Raw genomic sequence first — 23,908 nt, forward strand, 5'->3', positions numbered from 1 at the left:
TCGCTTCCGCGTTTCACCGTCATGCCCGCCACCGCCACCTTTCCCGTCTCGTCCTTCACCGATCTGCTGGCGCTCGGCGTGCTCGCCCTGCTCTGGCTGTTCGGTCTGATCTGGGCCGGCTGGCAGGCCTGGCACGCCACGCGCGGGCGGCTGTATTGGGTGGCCTGCCTCGCGCTGATCGTCGCCGGCTCGGTGGCGCTCGCCATCGCCCATCCCGATTCGCCCGACAGCGGCGAGATGCCCTCCGGCTTCGCGCTCGGCGTGCTGGTCACGTTCGCCGGCCTGGCCGCGACCTCGGCCGGTTGCGCCTGGCAGGCGATCCGCAGGCTGCGCGATCCGCGCGCCTGAGCAGGCCGCCCCGCGCGCCGCGCGTTCGGCAAATTCCGTCGGCGTCACGCAGAGCCGCTATCATGTCCGCACTTTCAGCGCTCGCCGCCATGGCGAGCCTTCGGTTGGAGAACACATGGCCTTGCCTCAGGACAGCGTCAACATGGCGCTCTTTTGCGACTTCGAAAATATCGCGCTCGGTGTGCGCGATACGAAGTTCGAAAAATTCGACATCAAGCCGGTGCTCGAAAAGCTGCTGCTCAAGGGCAGCATAGTCGTCAAGAAGGCCTATTGCGACTGGGATCGCTACAAAACCTTCAAAGGGGCGATGCACGAAGCCTCCTTCGAATTGATCGAGATCCCGCACGTTCGGCAATCGGGCAAGAACTCGGCCGACATCCGGCTGGTGGTCGATGCGCTCGACCTCTGCTACACGAAATCGCACGTCGACACGTTCGTGATCATCAGCGGCGATTCCGATTTCTCGCCGCTCGTCTCCAAGCTGCGCGAGAACGCCAAGCGCGTGATCGGCGTGGGCGTGAAGAACTCGACCTCGGACCTCCTGGTCGCGAACTGCGACGAATTCATCTTCTACGACGATCTCGCCCGCGAGCTGCAACGCGCGCAGGCCAAGCTCGATTCGCGCGCCGCAGCCGACAGCGGCAAGCGCGCAGCCGACGACAAGCAGCGCAAGCCGGATGCCGATGCGCGCAAGCTCGAAGCGATCACGATCGCCGTCGAGACCTTCGACGCGCTGGCCTCGGAGCGCAGCGACAGCGGCAAGATCTGGGCGTCGGTGCTGAAAAGCGCGATCAAGCGCCGCAAGCCGGGCTTCAACGAGACGTACTACGGCTTCCGCGCGTTCGGCAACCTGCTCGAGGAAGCGCAGGCACACGGGCTGCTCGAAGTGGGCCGCGACGAGAAGTCGGGCACCTATGTGTCGCGTCCGTCGCAGGCGGGCGCCGCCGATCCGGTGTTCGACGTCGAGACATCGAAGGCCGGCGAGGAGGCCACTACGGCCACTACGGCCGACACGCCCGCCGCCGAGGCGCCGAAGCATGGCGCGGGACGCCGCAAGGAACAGCGCGGCAACAAGCACGCGAAGGATCACGCTGCGCAACGCGACGAGCGACGCGACGATGCGGAACCGACCGTGCCAGCCAATCTGGCCAATCAGGCCGCCACCGCGCCGGCGGAAACCCGTCACGGCGAACCGAAGCCGCGCCATGAAAACCGCCGCGACGCCCAGCAGCACGACGGCGAACGCCGCCACGGCAAGCCGCGCGACGAAGCCAGGCAAGGCCGGGGCCGCGGTTCGCGCAAGCCCGAGCAGATGCCGCTGATCGAGGATGCCCATGGCGGAGAGCACGCCGCCGTGGCGCCGGTGCCGGCCGTGGTCGACAGCACGCCCGTCGCGTTCGATGAACCGGTGAGCCGTTTCGCGGGCGAAACCGAGGCAGCAATGGCTCCGGCGCCCGCCGAGCGGGCCGAGGCGGAAGCCGAGGCCGATGCCGCGCCGGCCGCCAAGACAGCAACCGGCAAGGCGAAGAAGGCCCCGGCCCGCGCCCGCAAGACGGCGGCCAAGAAGGCCGCCGCCGCGCCGGCAACGGAAGCGGCCCCCGCAACCGAAGAACCGGCGCCGGTGGCCGCCGCGCCGGCCGCCGATCTGCTCGGCGACCAAGCGGCCGCTCCGGCCCGCAAGGCCCCGGCCAAGCGGGCTCGTGCGCCGCGCGCACGCCGTCCGCGCAGCGCAACCGGCACGGCCGACGAGTCCTGACGCGCCAGCCGCGATGCGTGCGCCCGATTCCGCCACGCTCGACGCGCTGCGCGACGGCTGCGATGCCTGTTTCGGCACGCCGGCCGTCTGGCCGCACATCGAGCGGGCGTATCGGGAGCCGCAGCGCTTCTATCACACGCTCGCGCATCTGGCCGAGCTGTTCGCGCATCTCGCCCCGTATCGGGGCGTACCGCATTGGAAGGCGATCGAGCTGGCGGTGTGGGCGCACGACGTGGTCTACGCCACCACGCTGCCCGATTATGTCGAGAACGAACCACGCAGCGCGCGCTGGCTCGACGAGATCACAGCCGCGCACTGCCCGCCGGCCTGCTCGGCGAGCATGCACCGGCCATCGGCTTCGCGCACGAACTGGTGATCGCCACCCAGGCGCACCGGCTGCCGGACGCCTGGCAAGCCGATCCGGACCGTCGGCACGCCGCGGCCCTGTTCCTCGACGCCGACCTCGCGATCCTCGCCGCGCCGCCCGAGCGGCTCAACGCCTACGACCGCGACATCGCGCGCGAATGGGGCCAGGCGCCCGATGCGCCATCGGCGGCATTCCGCGACGGACGCCGCCATGCGCTCAAACAATTGCGCGAACAAGCGCCGCTGTTCCTCTCCACCGAATTCGCGCCGCTGACGGCGCGCGCCCACGCCAATCTGGACGCATTGATCGAGCGCTACGCCGCCCTGCCGGCCGCCGACGCCTGAGCGGCGACGCCAGCGCAACTCAAGCGGCGGCCCCGTCGCCCGGCTTCGTCTCGTCCTTGGCAGCCCCCGCGCCCTCGTCCGTCGCCTCCTCGCTGCCTGCCGCCCGCGCACCGCCGCCATCGTCCGGCGCGGCATCGCGCGCCGCCGCGATCACGTGATGAACGAAGCGCAGCTTCGCCACGACCGCGGGCGACAGCGCGAACGGATACGCGTCGGGCACGCCCATGCTGCGATTCAGGCTGTTCAGCGCATAAGTCAGCGGGAACCAGCGCCGCATCAGGTTGCCGAACGACGCTTCGTCGACGGAAGTCTGGTCGTCGAGGCGCGGCAGGCTCTCGTCGTCGGGATCGAGCACCAGCCCGCAGGCATTGGCCGTATCGAGCGTATCGACGATATGCAGGTAATGCGCCCAGGTCTCGGCCCAGTCTTCCCACGGGTGCATCGTCGCGTATTCGCTGACGTAGCTGTCTTCCCAGCCCGGCGGCGCGCCGTTCTGGTAATGCGAATCGAGCGCGGCCTGGTAATCGGCGCGCTCGTCGCCGAAACGCTCGCGGAACGGCTCGATCCAGTGCCTGCCCGCCACCAGCCGGTCGAAATAGTAATGGCCGATCTCGTGCCGGAAGTGCCCCACCAGCGTGCGGTACGGCTCGTGCATCTGGGCGCGCACGCGTTCGCGCTCGGCGTCGTCGGCCTCGGCCAGATTGAGCGTGACGAGGCCGTTGGCGTGCCCCGTCATGACCGGCTCGGTCTCGGTGGCCGCCTTGAACGCGAAGCTCATGCCGCCCGGCCGTGACTGCCGCGATTCGATCGGCAGGCCGAGCATCGTCAACGTATAGATCAGGCGCCGCTTGGCAACCTCAGTGCGATACCAGAGCGGCCGGTTCGCCGGATTCGACAGATCGGGGATGGTTTCCGTCAGCGCGCACGACGGGCAGAACGCCGCGTCGGATTCGGCCGGCACCATCCAGTTGCACACGTCCTCGGCGGAATAGTTCTGGCACGGGCGGTACAGCTTGTCCTTGGCGTCGCGGTGCAGGCTGCGCCAGTTGCCCGACGCGGCGTCCACCTCGAACGCGCCCACCTCGCCGATCTCGGGCAGATAGCCAAGCGGCGAGCCGCAACGCTCGCAGCGCACGTTCTCGAAAAACACCAATTGACCGCAGTTGTCGCAATGAAACGTTTTCATTCGTCCTCGCCTGGGTGTCGCCTGCCGATTGTCCGTCGATGATGTTCGCGGCTTGCCCGACGCCGTTCAGCGCGCCGCCGCACCTTGCGCCGCGACGCGCCGGCAATGTTCGAGATAGCCGACTTCATGGTTGCCCATCAATTCGATCACGCTGCGCCACAACCAGAACGGCGCGTCGATCGTCTTCGAGCGCGCGCGGCTCAGTTCCGCGAGCCAACGCTTGCGCGTGTCCGTATCCATCTGCCGTGCATGCGCGAGGCCGACCACATGCGCCAGGTAGCGCGCGATGCGCAGCGCCTCGGCCTCGTCGACGTTGCCGATTTCGAGCTTCAGGTCGGCCGGCAGCAGCTCGCGAACGATCACCGAACGCTCCGACAGCGTGGCCGCGCACATCCGGTTGCCGAGATACGGCGACAGGTGCCGCGCCCCCTCCACCACGCGCTTGCCGTTGTCGCGCGGCATTTCGGCGTCGCGATAGCGCGGCGCCAGCGCCTTGGTCCCTTCCTTGATATCGATCAGGCACAAATCGTCGCCGCCGGAGGCCGCGCCGTCCACGTCGAGCAACACCGCGTAACGCAGCCGCCCGAGCGAGCTGCAGCCCTTGACCCAATAGGCCGCGTCGAGCAGTTCGACGTGCTCGGTCGGCCGGTTGCCGCGCAGGCATATCGCCAGTTCGGCGATGGCCGGCGTGTCGACCAGCGAGGCGATGCCGTTCGATTCGGCTTTCGACAACGGCCAGAACCGCTTGCCGAGCGGCAGCACCGGCTTGACGCCCATCAGCCGCTCGCGCGCCAGATGCTTCCAGGTACGCGTCAGCGCGTCGCGCATCACGATGCGCACCACGTCCGGCTTGGGCACCGCACGCTTGCGCTTGCCGCCCATCAACGCATGCGTATAGCCCTCGTACACCTGCTCGATGACCCGCGCCGTGACGATGCCGGGCAGGTCGGAACTGCGCGCCGACGTCGCCAGCGACAAGCTGAGCCGAATCAGGTCATGCACGGGATTGCCGATCACCGTCTGATCGAGATCGCGGATCTGGATCTCGATCTCGCCGGCATCGTTGGCGACCGGGCCGAGGTTGCCGGTATGGCAATCGCCGCAAATCCAGATTGCCGGCCCTTCCGGCAGCGTGCCGACCTTGGCGTTGGCCAGCCATTCGTAATAACGCGCGGTATTGCCGCGCACGTAGGCGTGCACCGAGCGCGCCATCTTGCGGTTGCGGCGGACCACCAGCTTGCCGGCGCGCTGGCGCGGGCGGACGTAATTGACCTCGGGTGCGCTTTTCACGTTCTTGCCTTGGACGGATCGGGAGATCGGACGCGGCGGCCATATCGAAGGCGCGCCGCGCAATCTCGAAATATAAGCACATCCGACCCGATTCGAAATGGACGCAACGCTCGGGATGCGGCGCAACAGAGGCGATTCATCCAATCGGCACCTCGATTTCAGACCTGGGGGCCACAACATTCTCGCCGCCGATCATGCACCGCAGCACGAATCGTGCCTCGACCGGCTCCGCGCACGCACTTCGTCGACCGATCCTCGCGTCGCCGAACGACACGGCCATGACATCGACGTGACGCCGCGTGCCCGACTCCTTCGCTAAATCGATGCGGATCAGCAACCATGGCCTCGCCCGATTCGTAAAGCGTTTAACTCAAACCGATAGTTTGCTATCGAATGGAATTCCGATATGATCCGGCGCATGTCGAATCTCCATACGCTCCGCATGGCCGTCAGCAGCACGCTCGTCACCGCCGCCCGCAAGTGGCGGCGCACCAGCGACACCGTCCTGACCGCCTATCACGTGTCCGAAGCCTGCGCCACGCCGCTGCTGATCGCCGGCCGGCTCGGCGAGGCGGTCCGCCAGGTGACGCTCGCCGAACACGTGGGTATCGAGGGGCCCTCGCTGGTCCGGCTGCTCGATCAGCTCTGCGCGGCGGGCCTCGCGCGCCGCGACGAGGACCCCGACGACCGTCGCGCCAAAACCGTCACGCTGACCGACGAAGGCCGCGCCGTCACGGCCCGGATGGAAGACGACCTGCGCGCGTTGCGGGCCCGCGTGCTGAAATCGGTCAGCCGCGAGGACCTCGAAACGACCCTGCGCGTGCTCAATGCGTTCAGCGAGGCCGGCGAGCGGACCGCGTAATGACTTACCCGTCGATTCGCGACTGGCTGTTCTCGGTCAAGACCTTCGCGGCGTCGATGCTGGCGCTCTACCTCGGTTTGATCTTCCAGTTGCCACGCCCGTACTGGGCGATGGCCACCGTCTATATCGTTTCGAACCCGTTCGTCGGCGCGACGCGTTCGAAGGCGCTCTATCGCGCGCTCGGCACGGCGCTCGGCGCGTCGGCCGCGATCCTGCTGGTGCCCCCGTTCGTCGAGACGCCGTTCCTGTTCAGCGTGGTCGTCGCGCTCTGGACGGGCACGCTGCTTTATCTGGCGATGTCGGACCGCACCGCGCGCAGCTACGTGTTCATGCTGGCCGGCTATACGATGCCGCTGATCGCGCTGCCGACCGTGACCGACCCGACCACCGTGTTCGACGTGGCGATCACGCGGACCGAGGAAATCCTGCTCGGTATCGTCTGCGCAAGCGTGGTGGGCAGCGCCGTGCTGCCGAACCGGCTCGCGCCCACGCTGATCGAGCGCGCCGACGCCTGGTTCCGCGACGCCGCGTTCTACGGCCGCGAAACGCTGTCGGGCCATCTGGCCGGCAAGACGCTGTCGGGCTGCCGCCAGCGGCTGGCAATGACGCTCGCGGCGCTCGAATTCCTGTTGAGCCAGCTCGGCTACGACCACGCTCACCCACGCGTGATGGCGCGCGCGCAGGCGCTGCACGGCCGCATGCAATTGTTCCTGCCGATGATGTCGGCGCTGGCCGATCCGCTGATCGCGCTGATGCGCGAGCTGAAGGAACTGCCGGCCGACCTGGAGGCGCTGCTGGCCGAGGCCGCGCAATGGTTCGACGCGCCGCTGCCCGCGCCGGACGACACCACCGGCTCGGTCAGCGACCCGCAGGCCGACCGGCTGCGCGCCCGCATCGTGGCGCTGCAGCCATCGGGCGACGCGATGGTCAGCTGGGACGGTGCGCTGCTGTCGAACGCGCTGTGGCGGCTGCGGCAGATGATCGACATCTGGCAGGATTGCCGCTCGCTGCGCGCGTTGATCGCCAACGAATCGGGCGTCTGGCAGCCGCGCTACCGGCATTGGCGGCTCGGCGGCACCGATCGCTACTTCGACCGCGGCATGATGCTGTTCTCCACCCTGAGCGCGGGCGGCGCGATCGTGCTGGCGTGCTGGCTGTGGATCCAGTCGGGCTGGAACGACGGCGCGGGCGCCGTCACGCTGGCCGCCGTGGCCTGCTGCTTCTTCGCCGCGCTCGACGAGCCGGCGCCGATGGTGTTCCGGTTTTTCGCGGCCACCTGCGCGAGCGTGGTGTTCGCCGGGCTCTATCTGTTCGTGGTGCTGCCGCACGTGCACGATTTCCCGATGCTGGTGGTGATGTTCGCCGCGCCGTTCATCCTGGTCGGCACGCTGATCCCGCGCCCGCAGTTCAACCTCGTGACGATGCTGGTGGCGGTCAACACGGCCACCTTCATCAGCATTCAGGATGCCTATTCGGCCGATTTCCTCGTATTCCTGAACACCAATATCGCCGGCGTGGCCGGCCTGCTGTACGCGTTCGTCTGGACCCGCGCGACACGCCCGTTCGGCGCGGAGCTGGCCGCGCGCCGGCTGCTGCGCTCCAGTTGGGAGGACGTCGCGAAATCGGCGTCGCGGCAGCCGATCGTCGATCAACGCAACCACGCCGCGCGGATGCTCGACCGCGTCACGCAATTGCTGCCGCGCCTGAAGGCTTCCGACGATCATCGCCATCCGTCGATCGAAAGCTTTCGCGACCTGCGCGTGGCGTTGAACGCGCTCGACCTGCACCGCTCGCTGCGCCGCCTCGACGGCGACGTGCCGGCCGCGATCGACCGCGTGCTGGCCGGCGTGACCGCCCATTACGCGGCCTGCGTCGAAGCGAACGCGCGGCAGCCGGCGTCGCCGGGCCTGCTCGCCTCGATCGACGACGCGCTCGACGCCGTGGCGATCCGCCATCTGATCGGCGCGACGCAAGCACCGGCCGGCGACCCGGCGCAAAGCGGTGTCGCCACCGCCGCCCCTGTGGCGCCCGATTCGCTCACCGCCGTGCCGCGCGCGAACCGCCCGGCCGCCGCGCTGCAACGCGGCCTGCGCGACGCGCTGCATGCGCTGGTCGGCATTCGCCTGTCGCTGAACCCCGCGTTGATGCAGCCGCTGCCGCCACCGCCGCCCCGCTCCTGACCGACACCATGCAGAACACCACAACGCAATCATGATCGGCGAAATCGACATCTTCGGCGTGTTCGTTCCGGCACCGCTGGTGCTGATGCTGATCGCCTATCTCATCAACATCGTCGTGCGCACGCTGCTGACGCGCACCGGCATCTACCGCTTCGTCTGGCACCGGTCGATCTTCGATCTCGGCATCTACGTCTTCATCCTGGCCGGCGTCGTGATCGCCTCCCACCATTTCGTGGCTACCTAACGTGAACGTGAAAAGAACCTGGTTTTCCGCAGGGCAGATCCTGCTGACGCTGATCGTCGTCGTCATTGCGGTGCTCGTGCTCTGGCGCATCGTCAACTACTACATGTTTTCGCCGTGGACGCGAGACGGGCACGTGCGCGCCGACGTGATCCAGGTCGCGCCGGACGTGTCCGGCCTGATCACCGACGTGCGCGTGGTCGACAACCAATCCGTCAAGCAAGGCCAGGTGCTGTTCGTGATCGACCAGGCTCGCTACACACTGGCGGTGCGGCTCGCCGAGGCGACGCTCGAACAGCGGCGCGCCACGCTGGCCCAGGCCAGACGCGAATACGCGCGCAACCTGAAGCTCGGCAACCTGGTGGCGAGCGAGCAACTCGAGGAAAGCCGCACGCGCGTCGATCAGGGCGACGCGGCCCTGGCCGATGCGCAGGTCAACGTCGATACCGCGAAGCTGAACCTGCATCGCACCACCATCGTCAGCCCCGTGGACGGCTACCTGAACGACCGCGCGCCGCGCGTCGGCGAATATGTGCCGGCCGGGCGCGCCGTGCTGTCGGTGGTCGATCAGCACTCGTTCCGGGTGGATGGCTACTTCGAGGAAACCAAGCTGAACGGCATTCATATCGGCCAGCCGGTCGATATCCGCGTGATGGGCGAGCCGCGGCCGCTGCGCGGGCATGTGCAGAGCATCGTCGCCGCGATCGAGGATCGCGACCGCTCGCAGAGCGCAAACCTGCTGCCCAACGTCAATCCGGCGTTCAGCTGGGTGCGGCTGGCCCAGCGGATTCCGGTGCGCGTCTCGCTCGACGAGGTGCCGGACGATTTCCGCATGATCGCGGGGCGCACGGCGACGGTGGCGATGGTGTCGCCGGATGTGAAGCGGGATCGGAATGCGGCTTCGGCGGGCGCGGCTTCGGGTGCTTCGGGTGCTTCGGGTGCTTCGGGTGCTTCGGGTGCTTCGGGTGCTTCGGGTGCTTCGGGTGCTTCGGGTGCTTCGGGTGCTTCGGGTGCTTCGGCAGGCATCGTGCCGGCGTCGGGTGCGGCATCCGCCGCCAACGGAGCCTCGCGATGAGCACGCGAGCCTATCGCCGCGCGGCCGCGCTGACGCCGCTCGCGGTGGCCGCCCTGACGCTGGCGGCCTGCACGACCGTCGGCCCGAACTATCAGGTGCCCAAGCAAGCGCTCGTCAACGCGCCGCTGGCCGATGCCCCGCTCGATGGCGCGGGCGACGGCAGCTCGCTCGTGTCGAACGGCGACGTGCCGGTGAAATGGTGGCGGCTCTACGACGACACGGTGCTGGACAGCCTCGTCGAGCAGGCCCTGCAATCGAACGCGAACCTGCGCGTCGCAGCGGCGAACCTCGCACGTGCGCACGCGACGCAGGCCGAGGCGAATGCACAAGGCGGTTTTTCGGGCGGCTTCGCGGGCGGCGCCCAACGCGCCCAGGAATCGGCCGAACAATACCTGCTGACCGAGAAGCTGCCGGTGGTCAACGAAGGCGCGTTCAACATCAACGTGTCGTACGAATTCGACCTGTTCGGCAAGCTTCGCCGCGGCGTCGAGGCCGCGCGCGCCGACACGGACGCCGTCAAGGCGGCCGGCGACCTGGCGCGCATCACCGTGGTGGCCGACGTCGTAGCCGCGTATGTCGAATCGTGCTCGGCCGGCGAGGAACTCGACATCGCCAGGCATTCGCTCGACCTGCAACAGCAGCGCGTGACGCTGTCGAGGCGGCTGCGCGACGCCGGGCGAGGCAGCCAGACGGCGGTGACGCAGGGCACCACGCAGGTGCGCACGCTGGCCGCCGACATTCCGCGCTTCGAAGGCCGCCGCAAGGTCGCGCAGTATCAGTTGGCCGCGTTGCTCGCGCGCTCGCCGGACAGCCTGCCGGCCGCCGCATTGACCTGCAGGACGCTGCCGCAACTGAAGCAGGCGATCCCGGTCGGCAACGGTGCGGCCTTGTTGCGCCGCCGGCCCGACGTGCGCGAAGCCGAGCGCAAGCTGGCCGGCGCGACGGCACGGATCGGCGTGGCGATAGGTGCGATGTATCCGACCGTCAGCTTCGGCGCATCGGTCGGCACGACGGGGGTTTTCGGTGACTTGCTCGGCCCGACCACCAACCGCTGGTCGTTCGGCCCGTTGATCAACTGGACGTTCCCGGCCAACGGGCAGCGCGCGCGCGTGCAGGAGGCCGAAGCGGCAACCGGCGGCGCACTCGCGCAATTCGACGGCGTCGTGCTGAACGCGCTGCGCGAGACGCAATCGAGCCTCGCCACCTACGCCGCCGACACCCAGCGCGCCGATGCGCTGCGCACCGCGTATCAATCGGCGCGCGATTCGGCCGATGAAACGCACCGGCTGTATGCGGTGGGGCGCGAGTCATTCCTGTCGGATCTCGACGCGACCCGCACGCTGACCAGCGTGCGCGCACAGGTCGCCGCCGCCGAAGGTGTGGTGGCGGCCGATCAGGTGAGATTGTTCCTGGCGCTCGGCGGTGGTTGGGAAACCGACGCGGCAAGCCAACCCGGCACGCCGGCGAGTGGTGCCGCAACATCAGCCACGTCGGCAAGGGAATAAAGCGAGACGGGTGCGCAATGCGTGACTGCGCGCCCGGATTGATGTTTACAGCAGTTTTTCGATACGCCGCGACAATTCGATTTCATTGCTCACACCGAGCTTGCGCATCGCGTTGCGCTTCTGTGCGCTGATGGTTTTGTGGCTGCGATGCGTGGAGTGCGCAATCTGCTTGATTGTCAAGCCTTCGGACCACATGCGCACCACTTCCAGCTCGCGCGTGCTGAGGCATTGCACCGACGCGCGCGCCCGGCTGTCGAACACCGATTCGTAACGCTCCAGCAAATAGCGCTGCATGACGATATCGAAGTGCGTACCATCGCCGGCCAGCTTGCGAACGATGTCGGCCAAACGGCTGAATTCGCTGCCGCCCTTGTACAGAAAACCGTCCACGCCACCGTGTTCAAGCGCGCGCGCAATGATCTCGTAATGTTCGCGTGAGGACGTGACCAATATTTTCAGACGCGGATGCGCGGCACGAAGTTGTTCGATCAGGGACAACCCCTCGATGCCCTCCTCTTCGCCCAGTTGATAGTCGAAGATCAGCACGTCGCATGCGATTTCGTCGAGTGCCGTGACGAGCTGATCGGCCGAATTCACAAGCGCAATCAGCTCGATGTCGATGCATGTGTCGAGCAGCGACTTGATGCCGATCAGTGTGATCGGATGCGCATCGGCAGCCATCACGCGAATCGATGCGGCGCCCCCCCCGGCATCGGTGTTGGCACGGCTGTCGTACATCATGGGTTGTCCTGTGTGAGCGTTTCGGCTCTTGTGCCGTTGGCGGTGCCGCAGAGGCACTCATGCACATCGAACCGTGACCATCGCGCGGCACCCGACGGCACCGCCTCGCTCAACACATGAAGCGACACGCCGGCACGACCGGGAGAAAACAACCCGCGGAGATCAAAACGATGGAAATCTTCGGCCGCCATGCACGTTGTGAATCGACGTGCATGGCGGCCTGATGACGATTTCTCGCCACTGCCTTCGCATCGGGCAAGTCGAAAGTATATCGACCATGCCCCTCACATCCTGACATCATCCATACAAATACAGCCATATTCGTCGGGCAACTGTAATGTCGCGTCGTCGAGAACTGGCCTGACCGTCACATGTCGCTTGAACAGTGAAAACCTCAGCGCTCGGTCAGCCGAACCTGATCGTGCAACAGAAATACGGCATTGGCGGGAACGCGCGCCGATGCGACAGCGTGCGTGCGAGCCACCGCATCCTGCCGTGCCAGTTCGTCACGCAGCGCGCGAATGGCATCGTTACTCGCCCAATCGTCGCTCTTGCGTGCACGCTTGACGGAAGAGATCGAGCGATGCGTGGCGAGCTTCATCGGCCCGTGCTGACGGGTATGGTGCGTCGGCGCAGGCTTGCGGCTCTTGGTGGCCATGATCGGCGCCGGTTTGCCACTCTTGGCCTTCACGGATGGCGGCCGATGGACGATACGCCGCGCCATCGGCGTGGACACCGACTTCGTGCCCCGTGCCGCGCGCTTTGCGGCCGGCACTGCCGGCGCAGGATGCACAACGTGAACGACCGGCACGGAACGAGCTGCCGCCGGAGCGGGCACGGTGCCGATGATCTGATGCACCGATTGCATCGGTGTCTGTCGTATGACCATCGAAGGCGCATAAGCCGATTGAGCGCTGTCCCACACCATCGGATGCCGTATCGCGCTATCCGCGAACATGATGCCCAACATCGAAATCGCGGCGCATACCCCGATCAACATCTGGCAACAGGCCAACGCAATGGCCCGAAATGACCGGCGGACACGCCTGGGCCTGACGGCACTCCATGCATTGTTGTCGGTGCCGAACGCCGATGCGGCAAGCCGCCGCCTCCCGGTACCGTAGCGCTCATGCCATCGTCCCGGCACGTGCGCGTTCGGCGTGCCGGGCAACCGGCTTGTGCTCCGCAAGAAATCACTCATCAACGCGCCCTGGCGCGTTCCATACGGCGGCGGCAAATAGCCGGCAACAGGCGGGGATACGACAAACCGAAATGGAATCACGAAGACAGCCGACGACATGATTTGCTCCTCCTTTATGTGAACTGCCTGCGCCGGGCCGATGGTAAAACGGCAGCAGAGCCCCTTGATCAGGCTGCCACGCCGTCGCGCAGCCATCGCATCAGAACGCCGGCTGATGCATAGCTTTGCAACGTCGCGGCATATCCCTCGAACCGGTAGGCGATTTCATTGACACGGTTGTTGTAATAGTCGTTCTCCGCGATCAGCACATCGAGCAGCGAACGCTTGCCGAGGTGATACCACTGATCGTAGAACGCTTGACGCACTTGGTCCGACTCCACGGAAAGCGCGCGATACTGTTCCGACTGCGCGGCATAGGTGCGCGCATTGTGCTCCGACGTACGCAACTGATATTCGAGATCGAGACGCGTCTGGTCGGCTTGTCGATGGCTCGCAATGGCCCGGTAGGACGCGGCTTCGCTCGCGGCGGTGGACGCCCCGCCGTTGAAGGCGCTCCAGGTGAGCGTCAACATCGTCTGCCACGGCATCCGCCGGCCCAGCACGTCGCGGCCGGTATTGGTACTGACCACCCAATCGAGTTGCGGCTTCGCGGAGGCCTTCACGGCATCGCGATTCAGATCGGCGGCGTTCGCCTCGGCGCGCGCCTGAAGCAAACGCGGATTCTCGTCGAGCGAAGACATCAACGCATCGAGCCGCTGTGGCTGCAATGGCCAGGTGGAAGCAACAGGCACCGGTACCGGCCTTGTACCGACCAGCTTGCGCAGGTTCAATTCGGCGTCGCGGCATTTGGACAGCGCGGAATCGCGGCTCGCGATGGCCTGCAACAGCCGCGCTCTTGCCTGCGTCAGCTCGCTGCCGCGCCCGCGATCCACGGCGACAATCGATTCGAGCATGGCGACGAGGCGCGTCATCCGATCGACGAACCGCTGGCTCAACGCCGCCACGTTGCGCTGCTTGGCGAGCTCGACAAGCGTACTCGACACCTGATATGCCGAATTCTCGATTTGTGCAACGTATCGTTCCTGGTTCGCCACCGCAGATTCGCTGCGGCTACCGATCGTCTTGCTGGTGCGCCCCCAGTCAAACAACATGGTGCGCAAATTCACGCTGACCGAATTGCCCGGGTTGTAAGTGGAGCCCGCATTCGAACCGAACTGGGCATCGCGCGTCTGGCCGGTCAACTGCAATTGCGGCCAACGCGCGCCCTTTGCCTGATCGACATCGGATTGCGCGGCCTGATATTCGGCGTACATCTGCCGTACTGTCGGATTCAAGTCAACGGCGGCTTCGGTCGCCGCGTAGAGGACGCCACGCAGATCAGCCTCGGTTGCGGGAGCGACATCGATGTCCCGGGTTGCATCCATCGACTGCGGCAGCACGGGCATCGGCTCGCAGTGCCGGGCCGCATCGATTGCCGCACCCGGTTCCTGAGAAGCGGCCGCATGACATATCGAGGCAAGGGCATGCGGCACCGGCAGGGCGAGCAACGAGACAACAGCTAGCGCGAAGCCATGCCGGCGGGCGACGCGCCGGTAATCAGACACGTTCATTTCAGCGCTCCCGGAAAGCCTCACGGGCCTTGAAAATAGGTTTCAGCAAGTAATCGAGAATGGATTTCTCGCCGGTTCGGATATCGACCGTCGCCTGCATGCCCGGCAGAATCGGCAGATTCTTGCCGCCGGCATCGAGCGTCGTCGCGTCCGTTTCGATCATCACCCGGTAGTAGGTCGCATCGGGTCGGCCGGCGACGGCCTTCTGCTCGTCGCGCAGGGTGTCGGGGCCAATGCTGACGATCTGGCCGTCAATGCCACCATAGATGCCGAAGTCGTACGCCGACAACTTCACGAGCGCCGGCAACCCGGCTCTCAGGAATGCCACGTCTGATGGCTTGATCCGTACCTCGACCAGCAGCCGGCCGTCGAGCGGTGCGATCTCCATGATGTGTTCGCCGGACTGCACGACGCCGCCCGCCGTATGCATGCGGATATTTTTCACGATGCCGTTCATCGGCGACACGACTTCGGTGCGCGCAAGCACACCTGCGCGTCCGGCCAGTACCTCGGAAGTCTGTGCCAGCTCGGATTCGCGTCGCAGCAGTTCGTCGTTCGCGTCGGACCGGAAGCGGTTCTCGACATCGGCGATCTGCGAATCGATGTCGGTTTCCTGGCGCCGCATCCGCAGAATTTCGACTTCGGAAATCAGCCCCTTGGCCGACAGCGGCTCGGACATCGCGATCTCGCGACGCACCAGCGCCTGGCTCTTCTTCAGCGCGGCGACGCGCTGATCGACCGCCAGACGCCGCGTGCGATAGGCGGCCGTTTCCTGGGCAACGACGCTCGGCTCACGCTTGATCTCCTCGGGAAACACCAGCGCCCGACCTGATATTTCCGCCTTCAGCCGGACGATGCCGGCCTTCAGGTCGACCGCCTTCGCGCGCAGTTCGCGGTAGCTCGACTCGGCCGATGTCGGATCGATCTTCGCAAGCAGTTGCCCTTTTTCGACCTCCTGCCCCTCGTGTACCGGCACGTCGCGGACGATACCGCTCTCCAGCACCTGAATGACCTGTTCCCGGCTCGGCGACACGATCGTACCTTCGCCGCGCGTGACTTCTTCGACACGCGAGAAGTGCGCCCAGACGAGGCCGAGCACCAATACCGCGGCAATCAGATACAGCACGGCCTGCGCGCCGGCCGACGAGCGAACCAGCATTGCCTCGCGCAGGTCGTTCATGAACACCGAATCGGCTGCGACGAGACGCGGGGCGGCTTTGCTTCGGCGCGAGCGCAATAGCGGATTTCTGATCATGACGCCTCCTTGCTCGGTGCGGCTGCAGCGCTGCCCGCCTCGGCATCCGCTTCGGCCACCGGCTCGCGCGGCGCTGCCGGCGGCGCCGATGCCGCTGGGCGGCTGGCCTGCCTGGCAGCCGGTTGACCCGATAGCGCAGCCAGCACCTTTTCTTTCGGGCCGTCCGCGACGATCCGGCCTTGGTCGACGATCACAAGCCGATCGACCAGCGGCAACAGCGACATTCGATGCGTCACGACGACCAGCGTCTGACCAGCGGATGCCATTCGCAGATGCGCGATGAACTGTTGCTCGGTCTGGGAATCCATCGCGCTGGTCGGCTCATCGAGCAGCAACGTTCGCGGACGGTTGATGAGGCTTCGCGCGAGCGCCACGAGCTGCCGCTGCCCGCCCGACAACTCGCCGCCATGCTCGCCGACCTGCAGGTTGATGCCGAGCGGATGCGCCGCCACCAGCGTGTCCAGCCCCGTCATACGCAATACGTGCAGCAACTCCTCCGCGGTCGCGCCGGGGCGGCCGATCATCAGGTTCTCGCGCAGCGAGCCGTAGAAAAGCCGGCTGTCCTGCCCGACATAGCCGAACGCCGCACGCCAGTCGGCTGGCGAGATCTGGCCCGCATCGAGGCCATCGGCAAACAGCTTGCCGGCGGTCGGTTGATACAGGCGCGCGATCATCCGCAGCAATGTGGATTTGCCGCTGCCAACCCGTCCGAGTATCGCGACGCGCTCCCCGGCCTTGATCTCGATCGACACGTCCTGCAACACGGCCGGATTGGACTGCTTGGTCTTCGACGGATACGCGAATTCCACCTTGTCGAGCTTCACGTGTCCGCTTAACACGGGGTTGCCAAGATAAGCTTGATCCGTATCGTGATCGACCGGCATCGCCATCAGCTCATTCAGCGAACGCAGCGCCGCCCGTGCTTGCTGAAAACGCAACGCCAGTCCCATTACCTGGCTCAGCGGCGCCGTGACACGCCCGGCCAACATCACCGAGCCGATCAGCGCCCCCTGCGTGAGCTTGCCTTCGCCGATCAGGTAGACGCCGATAACGATCAGCACCACTGTCTGAATCTGCTGCAGAAATGCGACGATGCAAGTTGCAAGGCTCGACAGATGACGCGACTTCATCGACGATTCGGCCGTCTTGGCACTGCAGTTGTTCCAACGATGGCGCATCACGCCCTCTCCGCCAACGGCCTTCAGCGTCTCCAGCCCCTCGATCGATTCGATCAACACGCCCTGCTTCAGCGACGCTTCACGCAAGTTCTCGCGCATCGCCCGCGCGAGCGGCCACTGCACGATCACGCCGACGCCGACGATCAACGGAATCATCAGCAACGGAATCCAACCGAGCGGGCCGCCGACCGCGAAGATCACGCCGACGAACAGCAGCACGAAGGGTAGATCCGACAGTGCGGACAAGGTGGCCGACGTCGCGAAATCACGTACCGATTCGAATTCGCGCAGACGATTCGCAAACGAGCCGGCCGATGCCGGCCGATTCTCCATCTGGATCGACATCGCTTGCCGGAACAGCAGGCTGCCAAGGACGAGATCGGCTTTCTTGCCCGCCGTGTCCAGCACATGCGCGCGAACGTGACGAGAGATCGCCTCCATCGTCATCGCGATGGTCACGCCGATCGCGAGCGACCATAACGTCACATAGGCCTGTGTCGGCACGACGCGGTCATATACGTTCATCGTGAAAAACACACTGGCCAGGCCGAGCACGTTGATCAGGAATGCGCCAAGCGCCGCGCTCGAGTAATAGCGACGGTATGACCACAGCGTGCGCAACAGCCAATGACCGACCGGCTCCGGCGCCTGCTGGCCGGCGCGATTGTCGACACGCGCGGCCGGCTTCGCCAGGATTGCGTAGCCGGAATAGGTTTCGGCGATCTCCGACTCGTCGTATTCGACTGGCGATGTCCCCATTTCGGGGATCACGACGCGATACCGGACCGCGTTTTCCACGCGCTCCCCGTTTTCTACCTTGTCGTATCGTCCGAGCAGAATGGCAGCTCGGCCGTCGCGCAATAACAGCAGCGCCGGCATCAACGCATCGGGCAGCTGCGACAGGCGCCGCATGATCACACGCGCGGCAAATCCGGCGTTCGTCAGCGATTCGACCGCCAACGACGGCAGGAGCCGCTCCTGCATGGCCAGCCCTCGCGTCAGCATTTCGTGGCTAAGGGGAATTCGATGATGCGCACACATCCACGCGAGAGCGTCGAGCAAGCTGTCGCTCGTGACGGTCAACGCCGGCATGATGGCGTTGGCGGCCTCCGATCTGGCCGCTTCAGGTGTCGTTTCTGCCTGCATGATTCAATACTTTTTGGACAACCTGGACGAAAATCCGGATCGCATGAACCACGAACCGATTTGATTCAAGCGCATCGTCCACTGTGCGCTGAACAGTACCTATTCGATTCTGGCGTGGACAAACGGCGTTTAGCCTGTTTGCGCAGCAAGATCCCATCGCGAACCGGTTACCCGCGTCGCGATGGGCAGTGTTGAACCGTCACGAGCCAGGCACGCAACGGTTCATCGAAGGCAACAGCCTTCGACCTGCTACTACTTTTCGATTTGTATTTCGACGCGGCGATTCAGCGCGCGCCCTTCCGCCGTAGTGTTCGATGCAACCGGTTCAGCAGCACCGACACCTCGAGCAGAGAACAGTTGCGCGTTCAACCCGGCAGTCCGCAGGTAGCTCACAACCGACAGTGCGCGTTCCTGGGACAGTTTCAGATTGTGAGCGGCCGGTCCGGTCGAATCGGTATGGCCAAGCACGGTGACTCGGCTGAACGCATTGCCGCGGTTGGCCTGGACGAAGCTGTCGAGGCGGGCCCGTGCGTTCGGCATCAGCACGGCGCTGTCGAACGCGAAGTTTGCGCCGCCCTGCAGCAGCACTTCGCGCTTCACAACCGGCGGCGGCGGCGGCGGGGGCGGCGGTGCCGGACGAGCAACAGGAGCCGGCTTCGGTGCACCGCAGGTGAAGGTCAGTTCGCGAGGATCCAGTTTTGCTTCGTTGTGGGCGACGCCGTCGATCGCTTGCAACACCGTGATGCCTTTATCCTCGCAGAACTTATTGGCGGCAGATTCGCATTGCCGGGTACTGGACAACAAGCCGCCGCATGTCACACGGAATGCTGCGCCGGGCTTATTGGGCAGATTCACTGCGTGGATGCTGTAAGTCGGTCCGGATTGCGTTGCGCAAGCGCCGAGAAGCAAGCTCGTGGCCGCAACCAGGCCACCAAGCCAAAAAGTGGAAATCTTCATGATTAGAATGGCCCGCCGGAGCGGGCAAAGAAAATGGACGAATGGAGTGAAACGCTAATTGAGCGAAGGGGCACTGCCCCGGAACGTGCACGACTGGCGAAGTTCCGGGAGCAGTGTGGGCAAGGCGTCAAGAAAGCACCTTGCCCATCCAGCAATTACCACTGATACGACGCGCCCACGCCGAACGTGTTGCCGCCACTCGCCAGGCCGACACCAGCACGGAGCTTCAGGTTTTCCGTGATACGGGCCTCACCACCCAGCGCCACGGCCTGATAACCCTTGTACGATGCACCGGCAACGCCGAACGACAGGTTCTTGCCCGGATCGACGCCCGGAATCATCGTCAGCGCAGTGGCTGCCGCGATACCCGAGTAGGCGTTCTTGGACAGATCGTTGATCTGGCCGCGCATGCCGCCCATGGCACGATCCATCTGCCCCTTGTTGACCGCATCGGTGGCATTCACACCGTCCGCAATGTTGACGATCCGGCGCTCTTCGCCTGCCGCGCCGACGGACACGGTATTGGCCTCGTTCGCCACCGAGCCTTTGCCCAGCGCCACCGAGTTTTCAGCGCCGCTGCCAACCTTCGCGCCTTCGCCGATCGCCGTACCGCCGCTCGACTTGACCTGCGTACCGGAGCCCATCGCCGTGCCGTCGTTGACGCCATCGGACACACGCGAACCGGAACCCACGGCGACGTTGCCGTTGCCATTGCCCGCATTCGCGGCGACAACATCGCCCTTCTCCGCGGCATGACCACCGGTGCCGCTGATCAGGTCGTTGTTCGCACTGCCCCCCCCCGGCTCGCCAGGGATCGTCACTGCGCCCAGTCGGTCGTCGAGGTCATCGACACGATCCGACAGCGCCGACAACTGGCCGTAGTTGACGGCATCGTACGTGGTGGTGCCATCAGCAACGTTGGTCAAATGTACCGGCCCTGCCGACTGACCGTTGCCCAGCGTTACCGAACCGAAGTTGATGGTTTTGTCCGCATTCCGATCGTAGGCAACCATACCTGCCATATTCGCCACATCACCGATGTTGCCCTGGATGTCCTTGACGCGGCCATCGATGTCCGTCAGCGCATCCCCGACGTTGTGATACGTATTGCCACCGATATCGTAGGTCGGCGCCACGACCGCTCCGGTCGTCGGATCGATCTTCGCACCCCCACCGAACGCATCGGTCACGCCGGACAGTTGGCTGACATTGACGGCATCGGTAGCGGCGATACCTGCTGCGACGTTATGCAGACCGACTGCCGTGTCGACCTTGCCGAACGTCACCGAGCTGTAGTCCGGATTGCCGTCCTTACCTTGGTCGTACGTCACGGCGGCGAGCGTCTTGCCACCATCGCCGATCAGGCCGGCAGACTTCATCTGCGATACGTTCACTGCATCCTTGTCGGCCACGCCATCGGCAACATTCGACAACGTCGTGCCGTTGGCACCGGCAAGCGTCACCTTGGACTGGTTCGAATCGGCGTCGTATGTCACCGCCGACAGTGCCTTGCCGTCGTCTCCGATCAACCCAGCATCCTTCAGCTGCGAAACGTTCACCGCGTCCATGTCGGCAGCACCCGCCTTCACGTTCGACAGCGTCGTGCCATCCTTGCCAGCCAACGACACCTTGTCCTTCTCGGGACCGTCGTACGTCACCGCCGCAAGCGCCTTGCCGTCGTCGCCGATCAAACCCGACGACTTCAGCTGCGAAACGTTCACCGCATCCTTGTCATCGATACCGGCGTTCACGTTCTTCAGCGTCGTGCCTGCCGTTCCAGCCAACGTCACCGTGTCCTTCTCGGGACCGTCGTACGTCACTGCGGCAAGCGCCTTGCCACCGTCGCCAATCAGGCCGGCATCCTTCAACTGCGAAACGTTTACCGCGTCCTTTTCATCAACGCCCGCGTTCACGTTCTTCAGCGTCGTGCCGTCCTTGTCCAGCGTTACCGACGCGTAATTCGCGTTGCCGTCCTTGTCCTGGTCGTACAACACCGCAGCGCGCGACTTGCCATCGTCGCCGATCAGACCCGACGACTTCAGTTGCGACACGTTCACTGCGTCCATGTCGGCAGCACCTGCCTTCACGTTCGATAGCGTCGTGCCATCCTTGCCCGCCAACGACACCTTGTCCTTCTCGGGACCGTCGTACGTCACCGCAGCAAGCGACTTGCCGTCGTCGCCAATCAGGCCGGCATCCTTCAGTTGCGAAACGTTTACCGCGTCCTTTTCGTCAACGCCTGCGTTCACGTTCTTCAGCGTCGTGCCGTCCTTGCCAGCCAAAGTCACCTTATCCTTCTCGGGACCGTCGTACGTCACCGCAGCAAGCGCCTTGCCGTCGTCGCCGATCAGGCCGGCACCCTTCAGCTGCGAAACGTTCACCGCGTCCTTGTCATCAACGCCTGCGTTCACGTTCTTCAGCGTCGTGCCGTCCTTGTCCAGCGTTACCGACGCGTAATTCGCCTTGCCGTCCTTGTCCTGGTCGTACAACACAGCAGCACGCGACTTGCCATCGTCACCGATCAGACCCGACGACTTCAGTTGCGACACGTTCACTGCGTCCATGTCGGCAGCACCTGCCTTCACGTTCGACAGCGTCGTGCCGTCCTTGCCGGCCAACGACACCTTGTCCTTCTCGGGGCCGTCGTACGTCACCGCAGCAAGCGCCTTGCCGTCGTCGCCGATCAGGCCGGCATCCTTCAGTTGCGACACGTTCACCGCATCCTTGTCATCGACACCGGCATTCAGGTTCGACAGCGTCGTACCATCCTTACCCGTCAGCGTGACCTTGTCCTGCTTGGTACTGTCGTACACCACGCCGTTCGGATCCGTGCCGCTCGCCAGCTTCGCCGTCGCTTCCAGCGCATCCCCCACGTTGTCGTAGAAGCCATCGCCGACCTTGTACTCCGGCGCCTTGATCTTGCCGTCCGACCCGACTGCCGCTTTGCCGCCCAGCGCATCCGTCACGCCCGTCAGTTGCGACACGTTCACCGCATCGGTTCCTGCCATGCCTGCCGCCACGTTGTGCAGACCCACCGGCACGCCTGCGTTGCCCAGCGTTACCGACGCGTAATTAGCCTTGCCGTCCTTGTCCTGGTCGTACAACACCGCAGCACGCGACTTGCCGTCGTCACCGATCAGACCCGACGACTTCAGTTGCGAGACGTTCACCGCGTCCATGTCGGCAGCACCTGCCTTCACGTTCGACAGCGTCGTACCGGTCTTGCCCGCCAACGTCACCTTGTCCTTCTCGGGACCGTCGTACGTCACTGCGGCAACCGACTTGCCGTCGTCGCCGATCAAGCCGGCGTCCTTCAACTGCGAAACGTTCACCGCGTCCTTGTCATCAACGCCTGCGTTCACGTTCTTCAGCGTCGTGCCATCCTTGTTCAGCGTTATCGACGCGTAATTCGCGTTGCCGTCCTTGTCCTGGTCGTACAACACCGCAGCGCGCGACTTGCCATCGTCACCGATCAAGCCCGACGACTTCAGTTGCGATACGTTCACCGCATCCTTGTCGGCCGTACCTGCGTTCACGTTCGACAACGTCGTGCCAGTCGTTCCAGCGAACGTCACCCTGTCCTTCGCGGGACCGTCGTACGTCACTGCGGCGAGCGCCTTGCCACCGTCGCCGATCAGGCCGGCATCCTTCAACTGCGAAACGTTTACCGCGTCCTTGTCGGCCTTACCTGCATTCACGTTCGACAACGTCGTGCCGTCCTTGCCAGCCAGCGACACCTTGTCCTTCTCCGGACCGTCGTAGGTCACTGCAGCGATCGCCTTGCCATCGTCGCCGATCAGGCCGGCATCCTTCAACTGCGAAACGTTCACTGCGTCCTTTTCATCAACGCCCGCGTTCACGTTCTTCAGCGTCGTGCCGTCCTTGTCCAGCGTTACCGACGCGTAATTCGCGTTGCCGTCCTTGTCCTGGTCGTACAACACCGCAGCGCGCGACTTGCCGTCGTCACCGATCAAGCCCGACGACTTCAGTTGCGAAACGTTCACCGCGTCCATGTCGGCAGCACCTGCCTTCACGTTCGACAGCGTCGTGCCGGTCTTGCCCGCCAACGTCACCTTGTCCTTCTCCGGACCGTCGTACGTCACCGCCGCAAGCGCCTTGCCGTCGTCGCCGATCAGGCCGGCATCCTTCAACTGCGAAACGTTTACCGCATCCTTTTCGTCAACGCCTGCGTTCACGTTCTTCAGCGTCGTGCCGTCCTTGTCCAGCGTTATCGACGCGTAATTCGCCTTGCCGTCCTTGTCCTGGTCGTACAACACCGCAGCTCGCGACTTGCCGTCGTCACCGATCAAGCCCGACGACTTCAGTTGCGAAACGTTCACCGCGTCCATGTCGGCAGCACCTGCCTTCACGTTCGACAGCGTCGTGCCGGTCTTGCCCGCCAACGTCACCTTGTCCTTCTCCGGACCGTCGTACGTCACCGCAGCAAGCGACTTGCCGTCGTCGCCAATCAGGCCGGCATCCTTCAGCTGCGAAACGTTCACCGCGTCTTTGTCATCAACGCCTGCGTTCACGTTCTTCAGCGTCGTGCCGTCCTTGCCAGCCAACGTAACAGTAGCCTTGTCGGAACCCGCGTCGTAATGCACCGCGTTCTCATCCGCCGTTTCCGCCGCTGCCTTCAGCGCATCACCCACGTTGTCATAGTCCT

At 65.0% G+C, this 23,908-nt stretch carries 20 protein-coding genes; 10 read left to right on the forward strand and 10 right to left on the reverse strand.

Annotated elements, in window-relative coordinates; genetic code table 11:
• Positions 1-21: 21 nt before the first annotated feature.
• From ACYP33_RS31825 to ACYP33_RS31840, 4 genes are all read left to right on the forward strand, one after another.
• Entirely contained in the window at positions 22-348 is a 327-nt protein-coding gene (locus tag ACYP33_RS31825) for a hypothetical protein (RefSeq protein ID WP_414447518.1), read from the forward strand.
• Between the two features lie 115 nt (positions 349-463).
• Positions 464-2,104 carry an NYN domain-containing protein gene (locus ACYP33_RS31830; RefSeq protein ID WP_459625177.1) on the forward strand — a complete coding sequence of 547 codons (1,641 nt, stop codon included), beginning with the start codon at positions 464-466 and terminating at the stop codon, positions 2,102-2,104.
• A 13-nt stretch (positions 2,105-2,117) separates the two neighbouring features.
• Complete coding sequence (locus ACYP33_RS31835) at positions 2,118-2,480, forward strand: hypothetical protein (protein ID WP_459625178.1); 363 nt, start codon at positions 2,118-2,120, stop codon at positions 2,478-2,480.
• The gene (locus tag ACYP33_RS31840) at positions 2,477-2,815 is read left to right on the forward strand and encodes a hypothetical protein (protein WP_459625179.1); all 339 of its coding nucleotides are present in this window, start codon (positions 2,477-2,479) and stop codon (positions 2,813-2,815) included. Before ACYP33_RS31835 ends, ACYP33_RS31840 begins: the two co-directional genes overlap by 4 nt.
• Before the next feature lie 19 nt (positions 2,816-2,834).
• On the opposite strand, the gene ACYP33_RS31845 is transcribed toward ACYP33_RS31840, so the two are convergent.
• The 3 genes from ACYP33_RS31845 to ACYP33_RS31855 all read right to left on the reverse strand — a co-directional run bounded on the left by ACYP33_RS31845 (position 2,835) and on the right by ACYP33_RS31855 (position 5,628).
• Positions 2,835-4,001 carry a zinc-binding metallopeptidase family protein gene (locus ACYP33_RS31845; protein WP_414447515.1) on the reverse strand — a complete coding sequence of 389 codons (1,167 nt, stop codon included), beginning with the start codon at positions 3,999-4,001 and terminating at the stop codon, positions 2,835-2,837.
• A gap of 66 nt (positions 4,002-4,067) precedes the next feature.
• Positions 4,068-5,291 (reverse strand): DUF2252 family protein, encoded by a 1,224-nt coding sequence (locus ACYP33_RS31850; RefSeq protein WP_414447514.1) that lies wholly within the window; start codon positions 5,289-5,291, stop codon positions 4,068-4,070.
• 136 nt (positions 5,292-5,427) lie between these two features.
• Complete coding sequence (locus ACYP33_RS31855) at positions 5,428-5,628, reverse strand: hypothetical protein (RefSeq protein ID WP_414447513.1); 201 nt, start codon at positions 5,626-5,628, stop codon at positions 5,428-5,430.
• Positions 5,629-5,709: 81 nt separating this feature from the next.
• Here ACYP33_RS31855 and ACYP33_RS31860 point away from each other — a divergent pair, with 81 nt between their 5' ends.
• Genes ACYP33_RS31860 through ACYP33_RS31880 form a run of 5 tightly spaced genes read left to right on the forward strand, consistent with a single transcriptional unit; the run spans position 5,710 to position 11,154 of the window.
• Positions 5,710-6,153, forward strand: coding sequence for a MarR family winged helix-turn-helix transcriptional regulator (locus tag ACYP33_RS31860; protein WP_414439290.1), 444 nt, complete (start codon positions 5,710-5,712; stop codon positions 6,151-6,153).
• Complete coding sequence (locus ACYP33_RS31865) at positions 6,153-8,333, forward strand: FUSC family protein (protein ID WP_459625180.1); 2,181 nt, start codon at positions 6,153-6,155, stop codon at positions 8,331-8,333. The genes ACYP33_RS31860 and ACYP33_RS31865 overlap by 1 nt, the downstream gene beginning before the upstream one ends.
• A gap of 31 nt (positions 8,334-8,364) precedes the next feature.
• Positions 8,365-8,577, forward strand: a complete 213-nt coding sequence (locus ACYP33_RS31870; RefSeq protein WP_459625181.1) for a DUF1656 domain-containing protein — start codon at positions 8,365-8,367, stop codon at positions 8,575-8,577.
• A 7-nt stretch (positions 8,578-8,584) separates the two neighbouring features.
• A complete protein-coding gene (locus ACYP33_RS31875) occupies positions 8,585-9,649 on the forward strand; it encodes an efflux RND transporter periplasmic adaptor subunit (RefSeq protein WP_459625209.1) in 1,065 nt (354 codons plus the stop codon).
• Entirely contained in the window at positions 9,646-11,154 is a 1,509-nt protein-coding gene (locus ACYP33_RS31880; RefSeq protein WP_459625182.1) for an efflux transporter outer membrane subunit, read from the forward strand. Before ACYP33_RS31875 ends, ACYP33_RS31880 begins: the two co-directional genes overlap by 4 nt.
• Before the next feature lie 45 nt (positions 11,155-11,199).
• Here ACYP33_RS31880 and ACYP33_RS31885 read toward each other — a convergent pair whose 3' ends face one another.
• The 5 genes from ACYP33_RS31885 to ACYP33_RS31905 form a co-directional block, all read right to left on the reverse strand.
• Positions 11,200-11,952 (reverse strand): LuxR C-terminal-related transcriptional regulator, encoded by a 753-nt coding sequence (locus ACYP33_RS31885; RefSeq protein WP_459625183.1) that lies wholly within the window; start codon positions 11,950-11,952, stop codon positions 11,200-11,202.
• A gap of 337 nt (positions 11,953-12,289) precedes the next feature.
• Complete coding sequence (locus tag ACYP33_RS31890; protein ID WP_459625184.1) at positions 12,290-13,195, reverse strand: hypothetical protein; 906 nt, start codon at positions 13,193-13,195, stop codon at positions 12,290-12,292.
• Positions 13,196-13,263: 68 nt separating this feature from the next.
• Entirely contained in the window at positions 13,264-14,706 is a 1,443-nt protein-coding gene (locus tag ACYP33_RS31895) for a TolC family protein (RefSeq protein ID WP_459625185.1), read from the reverse strand.
• Between the two features lies 1 nt (position 14,707).
• Complete coding sequence (locus ACYP33_RS31900; protein WP_459625186.1) at positions 14,708-15,961, reverse strand: HlyD family type I secretion periplasmic adaptor subunit; 1,254 nt, start codon at positions 15,959-15,961, stop codon at positions 14,708-14,710.
• A complete protein-coding gene (locus ACYP33_RS31905; RefSeq protein ID WP_459625210.1) occupies positions 15,958-18,231 on the reverse strand; it encodes a type I secretion system permease/ATPase in 2,274 nt (757 codons plus the stop codon). The genes ACYP33_RS31900 and ACYP33_RS31905 overlap by 4 nt, the downstream gene beginning before the upstream one ends.
• Here ACYP33_RS31905 and ACYP33_RS31910 point away from each other — a divergent pair.
• Positions 18,212-18,349 carry a hypothetical protein gene (locus ACYP33_RS31910; RefSeq protein WP_459625211.1) on the forward strand — a complete coding sequence of 46 codons (138 nt, stop codon included), beginning with the start codon at positions 18,212-18,214 and terminating at the stop codon, positions 18,347-18,349. The two genes, ACYP33_RS31905 and ACYP33_RS31910, sit on opposite strands and share 20 nt — an antisense overlap.
• 188 nt (positions 18,350-18,537) lie before the next feature.
• Here ACYP33_RS31910 and ACYP33_RS31915 read toward each other — a convergent pair whose 3' ends face one another.
• Both ACYP33_RS31915 and ACYP33_RS31920 read right to left on the reverse strand, forming a co-directional pair.
• On the reverse strand, positions 18,538-19,242 hold the full coding sequence (locus ACYP33_RS31915; RefSeq protein WP_459625187.1) for an OmpA family protein: 705 nt from the start codon (positions 19,240-19,242) through the stop codon (positions 18,538-18,540).
• A 155-nt stretch (positions 19,243-19,397) separates the two neighbouring features.
• Positions 19,398-23,894 (reverse strand): YadA-like family protein, encoded by a 4,497-nt coding sequence (locus ACYP33_RS31920; RefSeq protein WP_459625188.1) that lies wholly within the window; start codon positions 23,892-23,894, stop codon positions 19,398-19,400.
• Between the last annotated feature and the right edge of the window lie 14 nt (positions 23,895-23,908).

The organism is Burkholderia sp. 3C, assembly GCF_054589155.1.